25 protein-coding genes and 1 pseudogene are annotated in these 20,110 nt (G+C 54.4%); 11 read left to right on the top strand and 15 right to left on the bottom strand.

What is annotated here, in order from left to right:
- Nucleotides 1–44 precede the first annotated feature (44 nt).
- Nucleotides 45–476 (bottom strand): Hg(II)-responsive transcriptional regulator, encoded by a 432-nt coding sequence (merR, locus tag FXO12_RS14325; RefSeq protein WP_003425050.1) that lies wholly within the window; start codon nucleotides 474–476, stop codon nucleotides 45–47.
- A 71-nt stretch (nucleotides 477–547) separates the two neighbouring features.
- Between merR and merT the strand changes: the two genes are divergently transcribed.
- The 5 genes from merT to merB are packed head-to-tail and all read left to right on the top strand — an operon-like array spanning nucleotide 548 to nucleotide 4,007.
- A complete protein-coding gene (merT, locus tag FXO12_RS14320; RefSeq protein ID WP_003425049.1) occupies nucleotides 548–898 on the top strand; it encodes a mercuric ion transporter MerT in 351 nt (116 codons plus the stop codon).
- A 17-nt stretch (nucleotides 899–915) separates the two neighbouring features.
- Entirely contained in the window at nucleotides 916–1,191 is a 276-nt protein-coding gene (merP, locus tag FXO12_RS14315) for a mercury resistance system periplasmic binding protein MerP (protein ID WP_003425048.1), read from the top strand.
- Nucleotides 1,192–1,203: 12 nt separating this feature from the next.
- Nucleotides 1,204–1,638, top strand: coding sequence for an organomercurial transporter MerC (gene merC, locus FXO12_RS14310; protein ID WP_003425046.1), 435 nt, complete (start codon nucleotides 1,204–1,206; stop codon nucleotides 1,636–1,638).
- A gap of 35 nt (nucleotides 1,639–1,673) precedes the next feature.
- Nucleotides 1,674–3,356, top strand: a complete 1,683-nt coding sequence (gene merA / locus FXO12_RS14305) for a mercury(II) reductase (RefSeq protein ID WP_003425044.1) — start codon at nucleotides 1,674–1,676, stop codon at nucleotides 3,354–3,356.
- A 12-nt stretch (nucleotides 3,357–3,368) separates the two neighbouring features.
- A complete protein-coding gene (merB, locus tag FXO12_RS14300) occupies nucleotides 3,369–4,007 on the top strand; it encodes an organomercurial lyase MerB (protein ID WP_003425042.1) in 639 nt (212 codons plus the stop codon).
- 92 nt (nucleotides 4,008–4,099) lie between these two features.
- Here the strand turns inward: merB and FXO12_RS14295 are convergent, their stop codons facing one another.
- From FXO12_RS14295 to FXO12_RS29015, 4 genes and pseudogenes are all read right to left on the bottom strand, one after another.
- Complete coding sequence (locus FXO12_RS14295; RefSeq protein ID WP_003425039.1) at nucleotides 4,100–4,399, bottom strand: plasmid pRiA4b ORF-3 family protein; 300 nt, start codon at nucleotides 4,397–4,399, stop codon at nucleotides 4,100–4,102.
- A 3-nt stretch (nucleotides 4,400–4,402) separates the two neighbouring features.
- Nucleotides 4,403–5,908, bottom strand: a complete 1,506-nt coding sequence (locus tag FXO12_RS14290) for an IS66 family transposase (RefSeq protein ID WP_003425038.1) — start codon at nucleotides 5,906–5,908, stop codon at nucleotides 4,403–4,405.
- 37 nt (nucleotides 5,909–5,945) lie between these two features.
- Entirely contained in the window at nucleotides 5,946–6,290 is a 345-nt protein-coding gene (gene tnpB / locus FXO12_RS14285; protein ID WP_003425037.1) for an IS66 family insertion sequence element accessory protein TnpB, read from the bottom strand.
- Nucleotides 6,291–6,486: 196 nt separating this feature from the next.
- Nucleotides 6,487–6,583: pseudogene (locus tag FXO12_RS29015) on the bottom strand (transposase); the annotation flags it as partial.
- A 271-nt stretch (nucleotides 6,584–6,854) separates the two neighbouring features.
- Here FXO12_RS29015 and FXO12_RS14275 point away from each other — a divergent pair.
- From FXO12_RS14275 to FXO12_RS14265, 3 genes are read left to right on the top strand one after another with little or no spacing between them, the layout of a single operon-like run.
- On the top strand, nucleotides 6,855–7,130 hold the full coding sequence (locus FXO12_RS14275) for a metal/formaldehyde-sensitive transcriptional repressor (RefSeq protein WP_024073346.1): 276 nt from the start codon (nucleotides 6,855–6,857) through the stop codon (nucleotides 7,128–7,130).
- Between the two features lie 11 nt (nucleotides 7,131–7,141).
- Complete coding sequence (gene dmeF, locus FXO12_RS14270; protein ID WP_160049707.1) at nucleotides 7,142–8,104, top strand: CDF family Co(II)/Ni(II) efflux transporter DmeF; 963 nt, start codon at nucleotides 7,142–7,144, stop codon at nucleotides 8,102–8,104.
- A 43-nt stretch (nucleotides 8,105–8,147) separates the two neighbouring features.
- Nucleotides 8,148–8,345: a DUF1289 domain-containing protein gene (locus FXO12_RS14265; protein ID WP_008437450.1), complete on the top strand. Its 198-nt coding sequence runs from the start codon at nucleotides 8,148–8,150 to the stop codon at nucleotides 8,343–8,345.
- Nucleotides 8,346–8,648: 303 nt separating this feature from the next.
- Here FXO12_RS14265 and FXO12_RS14260 read toward each other — a convergent pair whose 3' ends face one another.
- The 5 genes from FXO12_RS14260 to FXO12_RS14240 form a co-directional block, all read right to left on the bottom strand.
- A complete protein-coding gene (locus FXO12_RS14260; protein ID WP_008437448.1) occupies nucleotides 8,649–9,116 on the bottom strand; it encodes a DUF411 domain-containing protein in 468 nt (155 codons plus the stop codon).
- 162 nt (nucleotides 9,117–9,278) lie between these two features.
- Nucleotides 9,279–10,331, bottom strand: coding sequence for a copper resistance protein B (locus FXO12_RS14255; RefSeq protein WP_008437443.1), 1,053 nt, complete (start codon nucleotides 10,329–10,331; stop codon nucleotides 9,279–9,281).
- The gene (locus FXO12_RS14250) at nucleotides 10,303–10,548 is read right to left on the bottom strand and encodes a hypothetical protein (RefSeq protein ID WP_024073347.1); all 246 of its coding nucleotides are present in this window, start codon (nucleotides 10,546–10,548) and stop codon (nucleotides 10,303–10,305) included. Before FXO12_RS14250 ends, FXO12_RS14255 begins: the two co-directional genes overlap by 29 nt.
- Before the next feature lie 12 nt (nucleotides 10,549–10,560).
- A complete protein-coding gene (locus FXO12_RS14245; RefSeq protein ID WP_008437439.1) occupies nucleotides 10,561–12,465 on the bottom strand; it encodes a copper resistance system multicopper oxidase in 1,905 nt (634 codons plus the stop codon).
- Between the two features lie 177 nt (nucleotides 12,466–12,642).
- Nucleotides 12,643–12,849 (bottom strand): co-regulatory protein PtrA N-terminal domain-containing protein, encoded by a 207-nt coding sequence (locus FXO12_RS14240; protein ID WP_019821302.1) that lies wholly within the window; start codon nucleotides 12,847–12,849, stop codon nucleotides 12,643–12,645.
- A gap of 386 nt (nucleotides 12,850–13,235) precedes the next feature.
- Here FXO12_RS14240 and flgB point away from each other — a divergent pair, with 386 nt between their 5' ends.
- Nucleotides 13,236–13,649 (top strand): flagellar basal body rod protein FlgB, encoded by a 414-nt coding sequence (gene flgB / locus FXO12_RS14235; protein ID WP_008437437.1) that lies wholly within the window; start codon nucleotides 13,236–13,238, stop codon nucleotides 13,647–13,649.
- A gap of 30 nt (nucleotides 13,650–13,679) precedes the next feature.
- On the opposite strand, the gene FXO12_RS14230 is transcribed toward flgB, so the two are convergent.
- The 5 genes from FXO12_RS14230 to FXO12_RS14210 form a co-directional block, all read right to left on the bottom strand.
- Nucleotides 13,680–13,880 carry a heavy-metal-associated domain-containing protein gene (locus tag FXO12_RS14230; protein ID WP_008437435.1) on the bottom strand — a complete coding sequence of 67 codons (201 nt, stop codon included), beginning with the start codon at nucleotides 13,878–13,880 and terminating at the stop codon, nucleotides 13,680–13,682.
- A 111-nt stretch (nucleotides 13,881–13,991) separates the two neighbouring features.
- The gene (locus FXO12_RS14225; RefSeq protein WP_024073349.1) at nucleotides 13,992–16,349 is read right to left on the bottom strand and encodes a heavy metal translocating P-type ATPase; all 2,358 of its coding nucleotides are present in this window, start codon (nucleotides 16,347–16,349) and stop codon (nucleotides 13,992–13,994) included.
- Nucleotides 16,350–16,351: 2 nt separating this feature from the next.
- Nucleotides 16,352–16,597 (bottom strand): DUF2933 domain-containing protein, encoded by a 246-nt coding sequence (locus FXO12_RS14220; protein WP_032899631.1) that lies wholly within the window; start codon nucleotides 16,595–16,597, stop codon nucleotides 16,352–16,354.
- 94 nt (nucleotides 16,598–16,691) lie between these two features.
- Nucleotides 16,692–17,228, bottom strand: a complete 537-nt coding sequence (locus FXO12_RS14215; protein WP_008437431.1) for a plastocyanin/azurin family copper-binding protein — start codon at nucleotides 17,226–17,228, stop codon at nucleotides 16,692–16,694.
- 165 nt (nucleotides 17,229–17,393) lie between these two features.
- On the bottom strand, nucleotides 17,394–17,747 hold the full coding sequence (locus FXO12_RS14210; protein ID WP_008437430.1) for a co-regulatory protein PtrA N-terminal domain-containing protein: 354 nt from the start codon (nucleotides 17,745–17,747) through the stop codon (nucleotides 17,394–17,396).
- A gap of 205 nt (nucleotides 17,748–17,952) precedes the next feature.
- Here FXO12_RS14210 and FXO12_RS14205 point away from each other — a divergent pair, with 205 nt between their 5' ends.
- Together FXO12_RS14205 and copS are read left to right on the top strand one after the other, a co-directional pair.
- Nucleotides 17,953–18,648, top strand: coding sequence for a heavy metal response regulator transcription factor (locus FXO12_RS14205; RefSeq protein ID WP_008437429.1), 696 nt, complete (start codon nucleotides 17,953–17,955; stop codon nucleotides 18,646–18,648).
- Nucleotides 18,645–20,033 carry a copper resistance membrane spanning protein CopS gene (gene copS, locus FXO12_RS14200; RefSeq protein ID WP_008437425.1) on the top strand — a complete coding sequence of 463 codons (1,389 nt, stop codon included), beginning with the start codon at nucleotides 18,645–18,647 and terminating at the stop codon, nucleotides 20,031–20,033. Before FXO12_RS14205 ends, copS begins: the two co-directional genes overlap by 4 nt.
- Nucleotides 20,034–20,110: the final 77 nt, after the last annotated feature.

The following is a 20,110-nucleotide window of genomic DNA, read 5'->3' as shown; positions in this document are numbered from 1 at the left end:
TTCAAGCCGACAAACAGGGGGGCAATGAAACGGGAAATCGTAGGCTAAGGCGCGAAGTTTTCGTGGCTATCTATTCCATGCAGCGAATCGATCAGCGGGCAGCTAACCGTCCCGTGGCTCGCGCAACAGTCATCAACCAACTGCGCCAGGACCAACTCGATCCGCCGCAGATCCGCAAGTTTCCCCCGCACGTCTTCGAGCTTCTGCTCGGCGTGCACACGCGCATCATTGCAGTGCGTACCGTCATCGAGCCGCAACAGTCCGGCCACTTCATCGAGGCTGAAGCCCAGCCGTTGTGCGGACTTCACGAATTTCACCCGTGCAATATCCGCCTCGCCGTAGCGACGAATGCTGCCGTAGGGCTTGTCCGGTTCGGGCAACAGCCCTTTGCGTTGATAGAACCGAATGGTTTCCACGTTAACCCCGGCTGCCTTGGCAAAGACGCCAATGGTCAGGCTTTCCGCAGTGTTTTTCATACCGCTTGACTCCGTACCTGACTACGGAAATAACCTTAACCCATCGATCAAACATTCGAAAGGTTGAACCCATGTCTGAATCACAAAAGGGCCGTGGTGCACTCCTCGCTGGAGGTCTGGCGGCGATCCTTGCGTCCACCTGCTGCCTGGGCCCGCTGGTGCTAATTGCCCTGGGCTTCAGCGGCGCCTGGATCGGTAATCTCACCGTTCTGGAGCCCTACCGCCCGTTTTTCATCGGCGCGGCATTGTTGGCGCTGTTCTTCGCTTACCGGCGCATTTTCCGCCCGGCTCAAGCCTGCAAACCCGGTGAGACCTGCGCAATTCCGCAGGTACGAACTACCTACAAGTTCATTTTCTGGCTCGTGATGGCACTCGTGCTGGTCGCGCTCGGTTTCCCCTACATCCTCCCGTTGTTTTACTGATCAGGCAGGAGTCTCCCATGAAAAAGCTGTTTGCCGCTCTCGCGCTCATTGCCGTGGTTTCCCCGGTGTGGGCCGCCATCCAAACCGTCACCCTGTCGGTACCGGGCATGACCTGCGCCGCCTGTCCGATCACGGTCAAGAAAGCGCTGACCCAGGTCGAGGGCGTGACCAAGACCGAGGTGAGTTTCGAGAAACGCGAAGCCATCGTGACCTTCGACGATGCCAAGACCAACTCCGAGGCCCTGACCAAGGCGACCGAGGATGCCGGCTATCCATCTACCATCAAGCAATAGGAGGAAATACCAATGAGAAATCCTCTCAATCTGTTCACGCGGATCGGTGACAAAGCCAGTTCCGTCGGTGTGCTGGTTTCAGCCCTAGGCTGCGCCGCGTGTTTTCCTGCTCTGGCTAGCTTAGGCGCTGCAATCGGTCTGGGCTTTTTGAGCCAGTGGGAAGGCCTGTTCATCACCACGCTACTGCCCTTGTTTGCGGCCCTGGCGCTGCTCGTCAATTCCCTTGGCTGGCTCAAACATCGGCAGTGGCAGCGAACTGCACTCGGCCTGATAGGCCCTGTCCTGGTCTTGGCTGCGGTGTTTTTGATGCGGGCTTATGGCTGGCGGAGCGGTTGGCTGCTCTATATCGGTCTGGCCCTCATGCTTGGGGGCTCGATCTGGGATCTCGTGTCGCCCGCCCACCCCCGTTGCGCCCCGGGTGCCTGCCCACCACAGCCAAAACAGTAATGCCGCAAAGAGACCCATTTGAGGAAGTAAACGCTATGACCACACTGCGAATCCACGGTATGACCTGCGCCTCCTGTGCCGACCGCGTCAGAGATGCTCTGGAGGGAATCTCCGGCGTGCACCGGGCGGACGTCTCCTACGCCGGTGGGAAGGCCGAAATGACGGCCGACGCGGCTGTCAGCCGTGAACAAATGCAAGCCGCCGTCGAGGCCCTTGGGTATCAAGCGTCGTTCGAAGTCGCCTCGCTACAACCGCGCCCCGGCCAGCTCGATAAGGCGCTGGGCTGGTTGCGCAGCGACACCGAGGTCGGCAAAAACGGCGACGCGCTACACATTGCAGTCATAGGCAGCGGCGGTGCGGCAATGGCGGCCGCCTTGAAGGCGGTGGAAGCCGGCGCCCGCGTCACTCTGATCGAGCGCGGCACCATCGGCGGCACTTGCGTCAACGTCGGCTGCGTGCCGTCGAAAATCATGATTCGCGCCGCGCATGTGGCTCATTTGCGCCGCGAGAGTCCGTTCGATGACGGAATGCCCGCCACGCCGCCGACCGTCCTGCGCGAGCGGCTGCTCGCGCAACAGCAAGGCCTTGTCGACGAACTGCGTCACGCCAAGTACGAAGGCATTCTGGAGAGCACACCAGCCATCACCGTGCTGCGTGGCACCGCTCGCTTCCAGGACGGCCACACGCTCAGCGTCGAACTGGTCGAGGGGGGCGGGCGCGAAGTCGCGTTCGACCGCTGCCTGATCGCTACCGGCGCCGGTGCGGCCGTGCCGCCGATTCGCGGGCTGCAAGACACCCCCTATTGGACCTCGGAGGAGGCACTGGCCAGCGCCAGTATTCCGCAACGGCTCGCCGTGATCGGCTCATCCGTGGTGGCCTTGGAGCTGGCGCAAGCCTTTGCCCGGCTGGGTAGCCGCGTCACCATCCTGGCGCGCAACTCGCTGTTCTTCCGCGAAGATCCGGCCATCGGCGAGGCGCTGACCGCAGCCTTCCGCATGGAGGGCATCGACGTGCTTGAGCAGACACAAGCCAGTCAGGTGACCCACGCCAACGGCGAATTCGTACTGACCACCAACCACGGTGAACTGCGCGCCGACCAACTGTTCGTCGCCACCGGCCGCACGCCCAACACCCAAAGCCTGAACCTGGAAGCGGCGGGTGTACTGTTGGATGAACGCGGCGCCATTCAGATCGATCAGGGCATGCGCAGTAGCGCAGTGGATATCTATGCAGCCGGCGACTGCACCAACCAGCCGCAGTTCGTCTACGTCGCGGCGGCGGCTGGCACCCGTGCGGCGATCAACATGACCGGCGGCGAAGCTACGCTTAATCTCGATGCCATGCCGGCGGTGGTGTTCACCGATCCGCAGGTGGCCACCGTCGGTTACAGCGAAGCGGAAGCACAGCGCGCAGGCCTCGAAACCGACAGTCGCACGCTGAGCCTGGACAACGTGCCGCGTGCGCTGGCCAACTTCGACACGCGAGGGTTCATCAAGCTGGTCGCCGAAGCGGGTTCTGGTCGGTTGCTCGGCGTGCAGGCGGTGGCCCCGGAAGCGGGCGAGCTGATTCAGACGGCGGTGCTGGCTATTCGCAACCGCATGACCGTGCAGGAGCTGGCCGACCAGTTGTTCCCCTACCTAACCATGGTCGAGGGCCTGAAGCTCGCGGCGCAGACTTTCACCAAGGACGTAAAGCAATTGTCCTGCTGCGCTGGATGAATGGAGAGCACCATGAAATTTGCCCGCTACATTACCGAGATCGCCGAACGTCTCACCCCGACCAACCGGCCCAAAGGTTTTGCGGAGTTCTTGGTCGCGCTACTGGGTGAACTTGCCAAGGGACGCCCGATTTCGCGAACTACGCTTGCCAGGACTCTTGGCTGGCCCGCTGAGCAAGTGGCGGCTGTGCTCGAACAAGCCACCAGTACCGAATACGACAACGATGGGAACATCATCGGCTATGTCCTCACCTTGCGCGAGACGTCGCATGTCTTGGAAATTGACAACCGCCGGCTGTATGCCTGGTGCGCGCTGGACACCCTGATGCTCCCGGCGTTAATCGGCCGTACAGCTCGCGTCTCGTCGCATTGCGCTGCAACTGGAGCACCCGTTTCGCTTACGGTTTCACCCAGCGAGATACAGGCTGTTGAACCTGCCGACGTGGCAGTGTCACTGGTATTGCCGCAGGAGGCGGCCGACGTTCGTCAGTCCTTCTGTTGCCATGTGCATTTCTTCGCATCTATCCCAGCGGCAGAAGATTGGGCCTCCAAGCATCAAGGATTGACTATCGTAAGCGTCCAAGAGGCGTTCGGCGTGGGCCAGGAGCTTAATCGACATCTGTTGCAGACCCTTCCAATGAGAACATCGTGATTGGATTTCGACTCAATGTCCTACGGAGTGGGCATCGGATTTCTCTTTCCGACTTTGATCCGGTGATCCCAGCCATCGCCAAAGTCATAGACCTAGCGGAATGTCCTTTTCCCGTTCAACGCTTTGATCAGAGTCTTGCGGGTCTCCGAGTTCACGGGAGGCCCCCATCCATCGGAGTCGGGAATACCGTAACTCTCACCAGCTATTTCAAACTCATGCAGATGGTCATCGTGCCAGCCCATTGCGATCTGGATCACCGCGTGCAATTTGCCTAAGGTGATGTTCTCGGGCACCGCCACACGGCGCCAGATGGCAGGTTCGATCCACTTCAATTCAATGTGCAGTAGCAACAAATCAGGTTCGGGTTTTGGCAAGCGAACAGTTTTGACCATGGATCAGGCGGCCTCGCAGAGTTCCGTGGAGGCGAGAGAAACGTTCCAGGGCAGCAGTTCGTCGACCCGATTGATCGGGTGGTCGGCGATGCGCTCCAGCACGTGTGTCAAATAGGCTTGCGGGTTCAGGTCGTTGAGTTTGGCTGAACCCACCAGGCTGTAAATCGCAGCCGCTCGTTCGCCGCCGGCGTTGGAACCGACGAACAGATAATTTTTTCTGCCTAGCGCGACAGCACGTAGCGCGCGTTCGGCAGCGTTGTTGTCGATCTCAATTCGCCCGTCATCGCAATAGCGCACCAAGGCCTGCCACCGATTGAGGGCATAGAGAATCGCACCGCCCAATGCCGATTTTTTCGACAGTTGAGTCAGCGTCTGGTTGAGCCACGCGTGGAGTTGTTCCAGCAGCGGACTGGCTCGGCTTTGCCGAACCACTTTTCGCAGGTTGGGCGGTTGCCCTCGAATCTCGCTTTCGATGGCATACAGGGCCGCAATCCGTTGCAGCGCCTCGGCGGCAAGTGGTGAAGCCAGGTCTTTGTAGACCTCGTAAAACTTGCGCCGGGCGTGAGCCCAACACGCCGCTTCCTCAATGGTGCCCGTGGCATATAGTTGAGCAAAACCGGCATAGCCGTCCGCCTGCAAGATCCCGCTGAAGCGCTTGAGATGCGCGCGGGGATGTTGCCCCTTGCGATCCGGCGAGTAGGCAAACCAGACCGCCGCCGGTGTCGCGTCCCCCGTAGGTCGGTCGTCCCGCACGTACGTCCACAGGCGCGCCGATTTGGTCTTGCCGTTGCCCGGCGCGAGCACGCCAATCGGCGTGTCGTCGGCATGGACTTTGTGTCCGCTCATGACGTGGTGCTCAAGGGCGTTGATCAGTGGTCGCAGCAACTGACTGCTCTGGCCAACCCAGTCGGCCAGGGTTGAGCGCTCCAGCTCCACGCCCTCACGGGCGTAGATCTCGGACTGCCGATACAACGGCAAATGATCGACAAACTTCGAGACCAGCACATGGGCCAACAACCCTGGGCCGGCAAGACCTCGGGCGATCGGGCGACTCGGTGCCGGCACCTGGGCGAAGTGCTCGCAGCAGCGGCAAACCCACTTCGGACGGACATGGCGAATGACTTTGAAACGTGCCGGAACGTACTCCAGCACTTCGGACACATCCTCACCTAAATGGCGAAGCGTCCCACCGCAGCCAGTGCATTGCGACTCGGGCTGATGAACGTGGGTTTCGCGAGGTAGGTGTTCAGGCAATGGTTTACGGCGCGAAACTGCGCGAGGTGCCGGCTCGACTGGAGGTGTCATTTCGGCTTGGCTGATTTGCAGCTCATCAAGGCTCAACTGGAGCTGGTCGATCATCGCTTCCAGTTGCTCGGAGCTGCGACCGAACTGCGTACGACGCAGCTTGGCGATCATCATCTTCAAGCGCTCAATCTCTGCGTGCTGGGCAGCGATCAGCGCCTTCAAGGCTTGAAGATCATTCGGCAGGGAGTCGGTCACGAGGGTCATGCCCGAATATTACTGGGGATTTTTTCAGCGCGGCAAGTCAGACCGCGAGGACGGGTGCTGTACGAATTGGCCGGCGCCAATCAATGCCCTCCAACAGCATCGACAACTGCGCGGTCGTCAGCGACACGCTGCCGCTGGTTGCTTGCGGCCAGACAAAGCGTCCTTGCTCCAACCGTTTGCAAAACAGGCACAAGCCGTCGCCATCCCACCACAACAGTTTGATCCGGTCACCACGCCGTCCGCGAAAGGCGAAGATCTGACCGGAGAAGGGATCGGCTTCCAGTTGAGTCTGCACCATGGCCGCCAAACCGTCGAAGCCACGACGCATGTCCGTGACGCCAGCGGCGATCCAGATACGGGTTCCAGCGGGAGGGGCAATCATCGCACTAACTGCTGCAAGACGAGTTGCAGCGTCTGCGGGTCTGGTGCTCCGGTGATACGCAACTTGGCTTTTCCTACCTCAACTGCGATCTCGGAATGACACTCTGCCTGTGGCTGGAAGACTGGCGGCAGATCCATTGGCGCCTCGATCACCTGGACTGGCAAAAACGAAGCACTCTGGCTGACCGGGCCGAATAGCCCTTCTTGGTATTGCTGCCGCCAGCGAAAGACCAGATTGGCATTGACGTCATGTTCGCGAGCGATCAATGACACGGAGGCGCCAGGCTGGAAGGTGGCCTCGACGACTTGGCGTTTAAAGTCCAGCGGAAAGTTGGGGCGGCGACCGGCTCGACGGGCTGGGGCAACTGTATCCAAGATAGTGTCCACTAAAAAATGGTGTCCACTATCTTGGCCAATTTGGAGGGCTGTCAGGAGAGGGTGCTGGCCGGACGGTTACGATTGAAGAAACTGTTGGTATATCCATCCCGGCGGCGAGCGTCCCTGGGGTTGTATGGCTGATTGGAACGTGTGAACATACTCTCAATATAGGTAGGGGGGGTATGGTATGGGTCATATGAGATCAAGCAAAGACAATCTTCTTAAGCGTGTAAAGCGAATCGCTGGGCAAGTCCAGGCGATTGAGCGAGCACTCGACTCTGATGATGACTGCTCGAAAACCCTGCTTTTGGTCGCTTCTGCCCGTGGCGCTATCAATGGGCTGATGGATGAAATTATCGAAGACCACGCTCGTGAACACGTTGCGAATCCGACACTCAGCAACGAAGAAAGAGCGAAAGGCGTCGATGAGCTTCTCGAAGCCATTCGCCGCTATTCCAAATAGGATTTGCCCAGATGAGTAATTCGTACACCGACTATTCCCACGACCATATGTTCCTGGGGAAATCACATGAAGAAAACGCCAAGCGAACCTTGTGGGTAGTGGCTCTGACCGTCGTAATGATGGTTGCTGAAATCACCGCAGGTTATCTCACTGGCTCAATGGCGTTGCTTGCTGATGGATTTCACATGGCAACACACGCTGGAGCACTTGGCATAGCCGCAGCTGCTTACGGTTACGCAAAAAGACATGCCTCAAATGCTCGCTACAGTTTTGGAACTGGCAAGGTTGGAGACTTGGGTGGCTTCGCATCTGCTCTGATTTTGGGACTGGTCTCTTTGGGAATTGCCGGAGAGTCGCTATTTCGTCTCTTTCAACCGACTCAAGTGCAATTCGGGACAGCGACTCTTATCGCAATTGTCGGATTAGCAGTGAATGTGGTGAGCGCGCTTTTGCTGTCTGGCGGTCATAATCATCACCATGGGCATGACCACGGCCAAGATGAATCTCACCATGCACATCATGACAATAATCTGCGCTCTGCTTATATTCACGTCATTGCAGATGCACTGACTTCGGTTCTGGCCATCGCAGCACTGCTTGCTGGTCGTTACCTTGGTTGGGTCTGGCTCGACCCTGCAATGGGGATTGTGGGTGCAGTTGTCATCGCACGCTGGGCTTGGTCGTTGATGCGGGTGACTGCGAGTGTATTGCTAGACCAGACAGATGATCATGTCGCTGAAGAGATTCGTGAACTGGTTGAGCGACAGGGAGATGCTTCGATCATAGATCTTCATGTCTGGCAGGTAGGGCCGCAAGCCCGCGCCGCTATTGTGAGTGTTCTAGGCAGCCCAGCAGTGAATGCACAAAACATACGAGAACGGCTTGCGACAGTTCATGAGATCACTCATCTGACAGTTGAGTACCGCACGAAGCCGGGCGCTGTTTCACCCGATCAGGTCGCCGTTCAGGCTTAGCAATGAGCCCGTAGTTCGCATAAGTTCGCCGAGGAATTGACCAATGGCCAAGGACATCGAGAATCCGTGTACTTCTGTCTGCCAGTTGAACAGCGAACTGTGCGTCAGCTGCGGTCGCACCAAGGAAGACATCAGAAAATGGAAACGAATGAAGCGTCCAGAAAAAATGGCCGCTGTACAACGCGCGACCCTGCGTCTGAAAAGCCTGCAAAAAAAGAACTCTCAAACCACTGTAATTTAACTTTTCTACGCTTTCAGCCGAGACAGATGTCCAGATTCGGAAAGGCAAGCTGAGTGGCAACGCCACCCGAACTTAGCACTATCGTGGTCAGATGCGCAGTGCTTGTCAGCAGACGGAGCATGGCGTCATCTCAAATTGTTATTGAGGACAGCGGTACGGGGTTATCCGATTCGGCGCAGGCGCGCCTTTACAGCTTGTTGCTGATCGTCCTTTGCGTATTGCTTGAGAATGAAATCAACATAGCATGTCCCGCTGCATGGCCATGAGCTGGGACCATGCTGTGGCCGAATGGATGAGGTGGGATTAGTTTGCGGGGTATTCAGCAATGACCTGATCTACGCCGGCTTTGGTCAGGCCGATTATTTGGTAGGTCTCATGTACTCCGTCGACTTCCATTCCTGGAGAACCTGCTGGCATTCCAGGAGCAGCGATCCCGAGAAGGTCGTCACGCTTACTCATCGCAATTATTTGCTCAACTGGCACATGACCTTCAACAAACTTCCCGTTGATCATCGCAGTGTGACAAGACGAGAGTCGTGGAGCGACACCTAGATCTTGTTTGACAGCACTCATGTTGGTTTCTACATGATCAATGACGGTGAAGCCATTGGCCTCAAGATGCTGAATCCATTTTTTGCAGCATCCGCAGTTTGCATCTCGATGCACATCGATGGTCAGGGCCTGCGCCGCTTGAGCCGTTGAGCCGATGAACAGCGCAGCGAATGTTGCAATACGCAGAAATCGACTTGAAAGTCGGAAGCTACCTGTCATGAATATTTCCTTTTCCCTTGGAGACGGCGAGATGTTCTACGAAGCAATAGAACCCCACTCAAGCGTTCATGCCGCTGCAAAGGTTACATTGAAGGATCTACTTTAGAGTCGGGGAGCCAACTCCCCGATCATTTGAATTCGTAGGGCTAGTGCTCAAATCGCTCAGAACCACATCCGAATACCAGCTACAAACCGGGCCTCGTTTGTCTTTTCCCCTTCATCGCTGGCTAGGTCAGCCGTCTTACCATATGAGCGATTCCAGCTAACACCAATGTAGGGTGCGAATTGACGAGTAATTTCGTAGCGCAACCGCAGGCCTAGTTCGGTGTTGGCCAATCCAGATCCTATGCCGCGCTGAGGATCATTTTTCCCGTACAAGTTTACTTCGGCGGTCGGCTGCAAGATCAGGCGATTGGTCAACAGGATGTCGTAATCGCCTTCAAACCGAGCTGCGGTTTGACCGTTCTCACCAATATAAGCAGTCGCTTCAGCTTCAAAGTTATAGAGGGCCATGCCCTGAATACCGAGCGCTCCCCATGTTTGAGGTGACCCAGGTTTGAAGTCTTGTCGAATGCCGGTGACGACATCCCACCAAGGACCGATGGCGTGTCCCCACAGAGCCTGAAGTTCAGCGTTCTCGGTTACGCCATTGGTACGTTCGCCTTCCGAACGCAACCATAGGCGATCGACGTCACCGCCGATCCACCCTTTTGCATCCCAAGCCAGCGCACTACCGTTGTCAGCGTCTTGGTACTCAAATTTATCCAGGAGGATGAACGAGTTAATTTTTTTATCGTGCACACCATGGCCTGGTAAGTCTGGAAAAGCGGCGGCCCGGTCAGCGTCGGTAAGTACGGGGATTGGGGTTCGGCTTGTGGTAGTCGCCCCTCCATCCATGCTTTCCATACCGTCCATTTGCCCGTTATCGCTGTGATCCATAGCCCCCATCTTGCTATGGTCCATGGCTCCCATTGAGCCGTGGTCCATCTTGGAGTGATCCATCGCGGCATCTTTCGGTTTGGCGGGTTTGGATTTTTGTGCAGTTGAAGACTTTGCGTCCGCACTTGATGGCATCGCCATCGACGGATCCATCTCTTCAGCGGCTTGAGCCATGAAAAAGAATGCTGGACCGGTAGAGACTGCAAGTGCCATCAGCGTTGGGCGTAAAAACTTACTGGTCATGATCTCAATCTGCCTTTTTGGTTTTTTGGTCATGATCCATCGACTCATGGCTCATCTGGCTATGGTCCATCGCCCCGTGATCTAGCTTCGAATCGTTTGCCGTTGCTGGCTTGTCCGTTGCTGTAACAGGAACAGTGGTTGAATGGTCGCTGCCATTTTCCTCTGCCAGCACCGTGGACGAGAGTCCACCCAGCAGGACAGCGGCAAAGAGGCAACCCACGAGGGAATTACGATTTCGGTATGTGCTCACAGATCGTCTCCTTTACTCATCAACCCGTACTTCACGGAACATGCCCATTTCCATATGGAAAAGCAGGTGACAGTGATATGCCCAACGGCCTAAGGCATCAGCGGTGACTCGATAGCTGCGTTTGGTACCTGGTGGCATATCGATCGTGTGCTTGCGCACCATGAACTTGCCGTTCTCGTCCTCAAGGTCACTCCACATGCCGTGAAGGTGGATGGGGTGTGTCATCATGGTGTCGTTCACCAAGGTGATGCGCAGACGCTCGCCATACTTCAGGCGCAGCGGTTCGGCGTCAGAGAATTTGATGCCGTTGAACGACCACGAAAACTTCTCCATGTGACCGGTCAAATGAAGCTCGATGGTACGATTTGGCTCGCGGCCGTCAGGGTCTTGGAAAGTGCTTTTCAAGTCGGAGTAAGTGAGCACTCGACGACCATTGTTCCGCAAGCCTATGCCCGGATCACTTAGCTTTGGCGTTGGATTCATGGCTTGCATATCAACCAGGGGATTGTTGGTTTCAGAGGCAGGGTGTGTCTGCATTTCTCCACCCATACCACCCATGCCAGCCATCCCTGACATATCACCATTGCCCATCCCAGCCATCTTGCTGTGATCCATGCCCGCCATGTTAGTCATGTCACCGCTGTCCATGCCGGTCATCCCGGTCATGTCACTTTGGTCCATACCGGTCATCTTGCTGTGGTCCATGCCCGCCATGCCCGCCATGCCGGACATGTCACCTGGTGTCTTCTCTGCGCCGCCCATACCAGCCATGCTGCCATGGTCCATACCAGCCATACCGCCCATCCCCATGTCATCCATAGTGACGATTGGACGTGGATCTATAGCAGGTACCTGAGCAACTAGCCCTTCACGAAGAGCGAGGGTTCCGCGTGCATAACCCGTCCGATCCATAGACTGGGCGAAGATGGTGTAAGCCTCTTCACTGGCAGGCTCTACGATCACGTCATACGTTTCAGCTACGGCGATGCGGAATTCGTCAACACTCACTGGGTTGACGTGTTGGCCGTCGGCGGCCACAACGGTCATTTTCAAACCAGGAATGCGGACGTCGAAATAGCTCATCGCCGAGCCGTTGATAAAGCGTAGTCGTAGCTTCTCACCCGGCTTGAAAATACCGGTCCAGTTACCGTTTGGCGCCTGGCCATTCATGAGATAGGTGTAAGTATCTGCGCTGACGTCTCCAAGGTCGGTTGGGCTCATGTTCATTTCAGCCCACATCTTCCTGTCAGCTACTGTAGCTGACCAACCTTGCTTACTGACATCGTCGATAAAATCACCAACGGTGCGTTTATGGTGGTTGTAGTAGCCCGACTGTTTCTTAAGCTTGGCCATGACGCGACTAGGATCTTCATCGGTCCAATCAGTCAACATCACCACATAGTCGCGGTTGTATTGAAAAGGTTCAGGCTCTTTCGAGTCGATAACGATTGGCCCGTAAACCCCTGCCTGCTCCTGTAAGCCCGAGTGGCTGTGGTACCAGTACGTACCATTCTGATGAACCTTGAACTTGTACTCGTACATGCCGTCGGGTGCGATGCCATGGAAACTCAAGCCAGGTACACCGTCCATATTGGCCGGCAGAATGATCCCGTGCCAATGGATTGAGGTGTCTTGGTCCAGGCGGTTTTTTACACGCAGGGTGACTGTCTCTCCTTCGCGCCAACGCAGCAAAGGTCCTGGCAATGATCCATTGATGGTCATGGCTGTTCGCGGCGAGCCGGTAATGTTTACAGGTGTTTCACCAATAAACAGATCAAATTCATTGCCGGTGAGTACGCTCGGCAGACCTGGACTTGTCACCGCCCATACTGGAGTGCGCCAAAGGCCAAAGCCGCCGAGAATGCCACCAGCGGCCAAGCCTTTTACGAATGTCCGTCTAGAGGTTTTGGAATGCATGCCGTTTATTTCCAATCAGTCAAAAGGGAAGCCGTGCGAAACAACCGATCATGAGTTGCCCGGATCAGCTTTGCCCACCGTCACAAAAGACAAACTCTTACGGCAAGCGAGCTCAGAAATTGCCACATTTAAACCACCGCAGTGATTACATTTCTGTCAGCTTGGAGGGCTAGCTATTTAGCAATTCTTGTGATCCATCGCCTTGGCTTTGCTTTCAGCGACGGGATGTTGGGCATTTTGCGTTTGAGCTACTCGGTACGATTCCATCGAATTATTCCTGGCCACTTCCATGCGTGCGAAAGTCCGGTCACCACCCCCTTCAGCCATAGCCAAAGAAGAGACGGTCAGAGCCGCGATGACGAACAAGGTTTTGATAGGGTTCATTTGGGGGGCCTCGGATGATTATTGGTGACCCCTGAATCCACATCAGTCGTTGACTCTAGGGGGTGAGCTTGAGGCTCAATAGGACTATAAGACTCATCCCCTGTCAGGAAGCTTAGGCCAATATTACAGTTGTGTCAGGTTGCGATATTTCTCTTGAGATGCAGAGTGATTAGTCCGTAAGGTCTAAGCTATCCAACGACACATAACCTCCATCCACCATCTAAAATTTACCTGTGCGGCGTTGTAAGTTTCCGGTCACTGCACGATGGCGTGGCGTTTTTTGAGTTTTTCGCTGAAATCATACATCGGCTCGGACGCACTACGTTAAGCACTTGAGTGTTCGATAGGTGGGAATTAAATGGCAGCGTAACTAAAGGTGGCCACCGGTGAGTATTAATTTTGACAAAGCGCTTGGCTCCGCAGAAAGAGCATTACGTTTTCGCAGCCAACGAGCTGAGGTACTTAGCAATAATATCGCTAATGCCGACACTCCTAACTTTAAGGCCAGGGACTTGGACTTTTCTGCTGTACTGGCTAGCCAAACAAAAGGAGGTTTGGCTACTCCGTTCTCTTTAAAAACAACAAACCCAAAACATATTGCCGTAAACGAATTAGTAAGTGATATTCACGGCGGTGCTTTGCTTTACAGTACGCCGAACCAACCTTCCATTGATCAAAATACTGTGGATCAACAGGTCGAGGTCGCAAAGTATACGGAAAATGAAATTCATTTCGAAACCGCCTTTACTAGATTAAATGGAGCATTTAAGGGGCTACTTAAAGCTCTGCGAGGTGAATAATAAACTTTACCCAGCGAGGGAATCAGCGCCTCAGGCGCTGATTTGGGAAGGGAAACCGAGTGCTTCGACAGTTTTACGGACTTGCTCTGGGTTTTCACTGCTTTCAACGCTTACCTTACCTGCTGCGCGATCCACGGAAATCATAGCCTCGCTGTCCAGTGACTGAATTGCTTTGGTGATTTTGCTGACGCAGCTACCGCAACCAATGCCTGATACGTTTAAGACGAACATGGTTATTCCTCTTGTGCTGAGCAGTCTATTTTCACCGCAACAACAAGATCAACGTTGACACCACGGTAAGGTCAAGAGTTATGTATAGCGGGCTGTGAGCATCGGTTACGCTCATTCAATTCGGGTATTCCTCAGCCTCAAAGCATTGAAAACTACAGACGCAGAACTGACGCTCATGGCTAACGCAGCAATCATTGGAGACAGAAGGTGCCCCGTCAGTGGATAGAGCAGGCCTGCGGCGAGGGGAATACCCATTGAGTTGTAAAGGAAGGCGAACCCCAAGTTTTGCCGCATGTTTTTTACCGTTGCAACCGAAAGTGCCCGTGCCCGTAAAATCCCCATCAGGTCGCCTTTTACCAGCGTGAGCTGCGCGCTATTCATCGCGACGTCAGTCCCTGTACCCATGGCAATGCCCACATCTGCTCGCGCCAAGGCCGGTGCGTCGTTGATACCGTCGCCGGCCATGGCAACCTTTCGACCGGATTGCTGGAGGTCCGCCACCAGGCGCTCCTTGTCCTGAGGTTTCACTTCACCATGAACCTCTTCAATACCCATCTCCTTGGCGACAGCACGTGCGGTGGTGAGCCCGTCTCCCGTGGCCATGATGATTTTTACGTTATCAGCCTTAAGCTTGGTGACTGCTTCTTTAGAGGTCGGTTTTATCGGGTCTGAGACCGCTAGTAATCCTGCCAAGACCCCGTCAACTGCTAGATAGATGATGCTGATGCCTTCAAGGCGCAACAACTCTGCACGTTCTTGTAAGACCTTTGTGCTCACGCCGGCAGCTTCCATCAGTGCAGTGTTGCCCAGCTGTACTTTCTTGCCATCAACGAGACCACTCACCCCAATCCCTGAGCCGGACTCAAACGATTCAGGCTTGGTGAGCGCAATATTTTCAGTTCGGGCGTGATCGACGATGGCGTGTGCCAAAGGATGTTCGCTGCCTTGATCAAGGCTAGCGGCCAGTTGAAGCACATCGCGTGGGTTGAAATCTGGTGTGGCCTCCACACTGTGAAATACCGGCCGTCCCTCTGTCAGGGTTCCCGTTTTATCGACAATCAGTGTGTCGATCTTGCAAAGGTTTTCGATGGCACTGGCATCTCTGAACAGCACACCCATACTGGCGGCTTTACCCGTCGAAACCATGATCGACATGGGCGTTGCCAGACCCAGAGCACAGGGACAAGCGATGATAAGCACGGCGACAGCGTTGATCAGGCCGAAGACCCAGCTGGGTTCCGGGCCGAACAGTCCCCAACCTATGAGGGTCAGCAACGCAATCGCGATAACCGCCATCACAAAGTAGCCGGCGATCGAGTCGGCCATTCGTTGCATGGGCGCTTTGGAGCGTTGGGCTAGTGCGACCATTTGTACTATCTGCGACAGCATGGTGTCAGCGCCGACCTTTCGCGCCTCCATCACCAAGCTTCCATGAGTATTAAGCGTGGCACCGATCAGACTATCCCCTGCTCTTTTCATGACCGGCACAGGTTCACCAGTGAGCATGGATTCATCCACCGCACTTTCTCCCTCGAGTACAGAGCCATCAACTGGCACTTTTTCACCAGGTCTGACCCGCAAATGGTCTCCCAAGTGAACATGGGTAAGAGGAATGTCTTCCTCCTGACCATCGGCGTTGATCCTGCGTGCAGTCTTGGGAGATAGGCCAAGAAGGGACTTAATGGCGGCGGAGGTTTGTGACCGTGCTTTGAGCTCAAGAATCTGCCCAAGCAAGGTGAGCGAGATGATGACCGCAGCGGCTTCGAAGTAGACGCCGATGCGTCCATCTTGCATGAAGGTGGTGGGAAAACTTTGGGGAAATAGGGTTGCCGCGACGCTGTAAAGATAGGCTGCGGCAGTACCTAAACCAATCAGAGTCCACATGTTTGGACTGCGATTTCTAACGGATGCTATGCCTCTTACAAAAAAGGGCCAACCTGCCCATAAGGTGACCGGAGTGGCAAGAGCGAACTCGATCCAGTTTTGAACCGAACCATGGAAGATTTGTAATGAGTGACCCGCCATGGCTAGAAGGGCCACCATTACGGTTAAAGGCAGCGACCACCAAAAGCGGCGGGTGAAATCCAGGAGCTCGGGTTTGTCATCGTCATCAAGCGCGGGCATGACGGGCTCTAATGTCATGCCACATTTAGGGCAATTGCCGGGCCCTGGCTGTCTTATTTCCGGGTGCATAGGACAGGTAAACTCAGTGGCTACCTGTAGCGTGGGCTCTATAGCGGCGCTGCTGGGTTCAGCGCTGGGATGATTACCAATGTAGCGTTCTGGATCTGCCCGAAATTTCTCTTGGCATTTCTGGCTACAAAATTGATACGTCTGTCCTTGGTAAGACTCGCCAAATTTACTTGGAGGTATAACCGCCATACCGCACACCGGGTCGCGTAGACCACCGTCATTGGGTGAGGCAGCGTGGGCGGGACCGTGATCGTGGTGGCTCGGTGGAGTGGGCATAGCTATTTCTCTTCCTTGTTGGTTCCTGCCTGATCGCCATGGTCATGTCCGCCATGTCCATGTCCAAAAAAATGCATCAATGGACAGATCAACAGGATGAGGTAGGGCAAATACGGATAAACGTGGGTGAAATGTTCCCGCACCCCGTAAAAGGCACCGATCGCAATGAGCATGATCAGTACAACGCCTGTTTTGCGCCTCCAAAATGGTGGGGAGGTGCTTCCAGCCGGATGCTGATGCTTATCCATGATCTAGACCCCGTGTGTGAGCGTGTTGCTCTGATCTCTGCCTCAGAGCATAGCGAACTCTTGCGTCGACGCGGTTTTAGCGGTCGGTTCAGGCTTACTTCAAGTCAAATTGACCGACCATCCCCGACTGGTAATGACCTGGCACGTTGCAGGCAAATTGAAGTCCAGTTGTGTTGTTGAAGGTCCAGATCAACTCCTTGGTTGCCCCTGGCTCGATCAGCACGCTATTCGGGTCGTTGTGTTCCATTCCAACCATCTTCATGCCTCCCATGCTATGGCCCATGTTGCCCCACATTTTTCCAGTTCCGGTGGGTGTAAGCGTTCCATTCTGGAACATGCTCGCCATTTCTTTTTGGTGCGCCGCGTGAGCAGCGGCTTGGCCGATATTGAACTCGTGCAGCAACGCCCCTTTGTTGTGAAGTACAAAGCGAACCGTTTCACCGGGCTTTACGTCGATGCTTTTAGTTTTGAAGAAAATATCACCCATCTCTACATCAACCGTGCGAGTGACCTCTGAGGCGACTCCAGGCTGACCGATATCCTCTTTCCCATGACCTACGCTGGCCATCGCCGTAGCGCCGAGGAGTAGGGTGATTGCCGCAATAACTGGAGTAATGAGCTTAGTTTTCATGGTGACCTCGAGAGCCAGTGGAAAATACTAGCTATGCTAAAGGGATAGAGCTGAGCGTTAACTGACTTGAACACTACATTTCTGTCAGTTTTCCTGAGAAAACACGGCGCCCAGATGACGCCGTGTCTAGTGGGCGGTTCAGAGAGCCCCGTAGGAGTTATTCGGTTACTGATGGTTCTCAGAAAGCATCAGTTTGTGCTCGCGCTGCATTTGGTTCAAAACGTCATCAACCATGGCGTCGTGTTTTTCCATCCAGGCGAGATGTTCCTGAGGTGACATTGATGCTTTTGGATGATCTAGATGAAGCTGGCCCATGATCTCGCCCAGTATTTTCATATGCTCGGCCATGTGAACATGGCGCTGCCCTTCAGGAGCTTTTTCAGCTTGTACCAAGGTCGCTTCGGCTTTATCGCGCAGGCTTTCCATGCGCTCCATAATCCGATCTGCACCACCTTCAGCCAACGCAGATGCTGAGATGAGTATCGAACTAGCAAAGAATAGGACTTTTAAACGGTTCATGAGGAAGCTCCTTTTTGATTTGTTTTCCGGCTCCTCTAGCTTTCATGGTTAAGAGTCGGTCGAGCACCAGAAAGTACTCATGCTCGAACCCTAGACAGCACTCGCTGACATCTACCTGAAGCCAATATTACTTTTCTGTCAGTTGCTGGTTGGCAGAGGCATTTCATTGCAGACTCAGCCTCACAATTATTCGAGAGCCATCCCCATGAGACTTCTGGTTGCGGAAGACGAACCCAAAATAGGTATTTATTTGCAGCAAGGACTCACCGAGGCGGGGTTCAATGTTGATCGTTTTACCAATGGCAAAGACGCGCTTCAGCACGCCTTGAGCGAGGCGTATGACCTGCTGATTCTCGATGTGATGATGCCTGGGCTGGATGGCTGGGAAGTACTTCAGAAAGTGAGAGCATCCGGAAAAAATGTCCCTGTGCTTTTCCTCACGGCGCGAGACCGAGTTGAGGATCGGGTAAAAGGACTTGAGCTGGGGGCTGACGATTACCTGATCAAACCCTTCGCATTTTCTGAATTGCTGGCTCGCGTCAGAACGCTGCTGCGTAGAGGTACCACTGCCCCCTCCCAAACCCATATGAAATTGGCTGATTTGGAGGTGGACCTCCTCAAACGCAGGGTTATCCGCGCAGGCAAACGTATAGATCTAACGGCCAAAGAGTTTGCGTTGCTCGAATTGCTGCTCCGTCGTCGAGGTGAGGTTCTGCCCAAGTCGCTTATTGCTTCCCAGGTCTGGGACATGAACTTTGACAGCGATACTAACGTCATCGAGGTTGCTGTCAGGAGGCTCAGAGCAAAGATTGATGATGATTTTGAGGTCAAGCTTATCCACACCTCTCGAGGCATGGGGTACATGCTGGATGCGCCGGATTCGGGGACGGGGTCGGAATGAAGCGAATGTCCCTGACTACGCGCATGAGCCTGATGTTCATGCTAGCTGTAACGGCTGTGCTCACCGTCGCTGGACTCAGTTTTAACAACCTCAGCCGGCATCATTTCAAGATGCTGGATCAGCAGGCGCTGAACGAAAAGCTTCACTCGACGCAAAGAATTTTGACTGGGTTGAACAGCATTGATCAATTCAGTGATGTTAAGCCTGAGCTGGAGGCACTGCTTGGTGCTCATCGTGATTTGACAGCTCTTATCATCGATGGTGACGGTAAGCTCCTGTTTGCTGACCCAGGTCCGATCGTAGTTCCTGAAGACTTCCGAACGGTCACAAACAGCAATGTCTGGGAGTGGCGAGACCAGGAGCAGATATTTCGAGGCGTGACGGCGCAAGCCATAGTGACGGGGCAGGACAAGCCATTGACAGTGATGTTGATCTTTGATGTTACTCAACATATGGCCTTCTTCGAGACGCTTGAACGATGGTTTTGGATAGGACTGGTGATAAGCGCGCTGGTCAGTGCTGCACTGGGCTGGATGGTAGCGCGTAGTGGACTACGACCTATTCGCCTAGTCACTCAGGTAGCAGCTTCGATGTCAGCTAAATCGCTCAAAGAGCGTATTCCATTAGGTCCCGTTCCCCAAGAGCTCCAGCAGATGGTGCTCTCGTTCAACGCAATGTTATCTAGACTGGACGATGCGTTTGTTCGTTTATCGAACTTCTCTGCGGACATTGCTCACGAATTACGGACACCCGTTAGCAATTTGATGACTCACACTGAAGTGATTTTATCTAGAAAAAGAAATATTGAGGACTACGAGGACAATCTGTACTCAAATCTTGATGACTTGAAACGTATGGGACGTATGATTGATGACATGCTTTTTCTAGCGAAATCAGATAACGGTCTAATTACACATGAAAACAAACCGATTGACCTGGTAGCAGTAGTAGAGAAATTACTCGAGTACTACCGTTTGCTGGCTGATGAGCGAGGGATCGACCTGAAGGTCACAGGCAGGGGTAGCGTCCGAGGTGACGTACTCATGCTCGACAGGGCCATCTCTAATCTGCTCTCAAATGCGCTCCGGTACACCCCCGAAGGAAAGTGTATTACTGTCGATATTCGGCAGAAAGGAACTTCAATATCAGTCTCTGTGGAGAACCCGGGAGAGCCCATTGCGTCCGAGCATCTTGAAAAGCTGTTTGATCGATTTTATCGCGTGGACCCAGCTCGCAGAGAAGGAAGTCCAAGTAATGCAGGGCTAGGTTTATCGATTACTCGATCTATCATTGAAGCGCATGACGGAAAAATATGGTGTACGTCGTTAAACGGAATAACAGCCTTTCATATTGAACTCCCATGTGCTGATGCAAGAAAGGTCTAAGACACCTTGTTCATATGTATGCAGGCAACATGTGGTTAGCTCAATAGGATCGTTTTTGGATGAGAGAAAACTCTTGG

This window comes from Pseudomonas sp. J380, assembly GCF_009827115.1.
Taxonomy (GTDB): Bacteria; Pseudomonadota; Gammaproteobacteria; order Pseudomonadales; family Pseudomonadaceae; genus Aquipseudomonas; species Aquipseudomonas paracarnis.
Note: the sequence above shows the minus strand (reverse complement) of the source record. Positions and strands in the feature narration are given on the sequence as shown.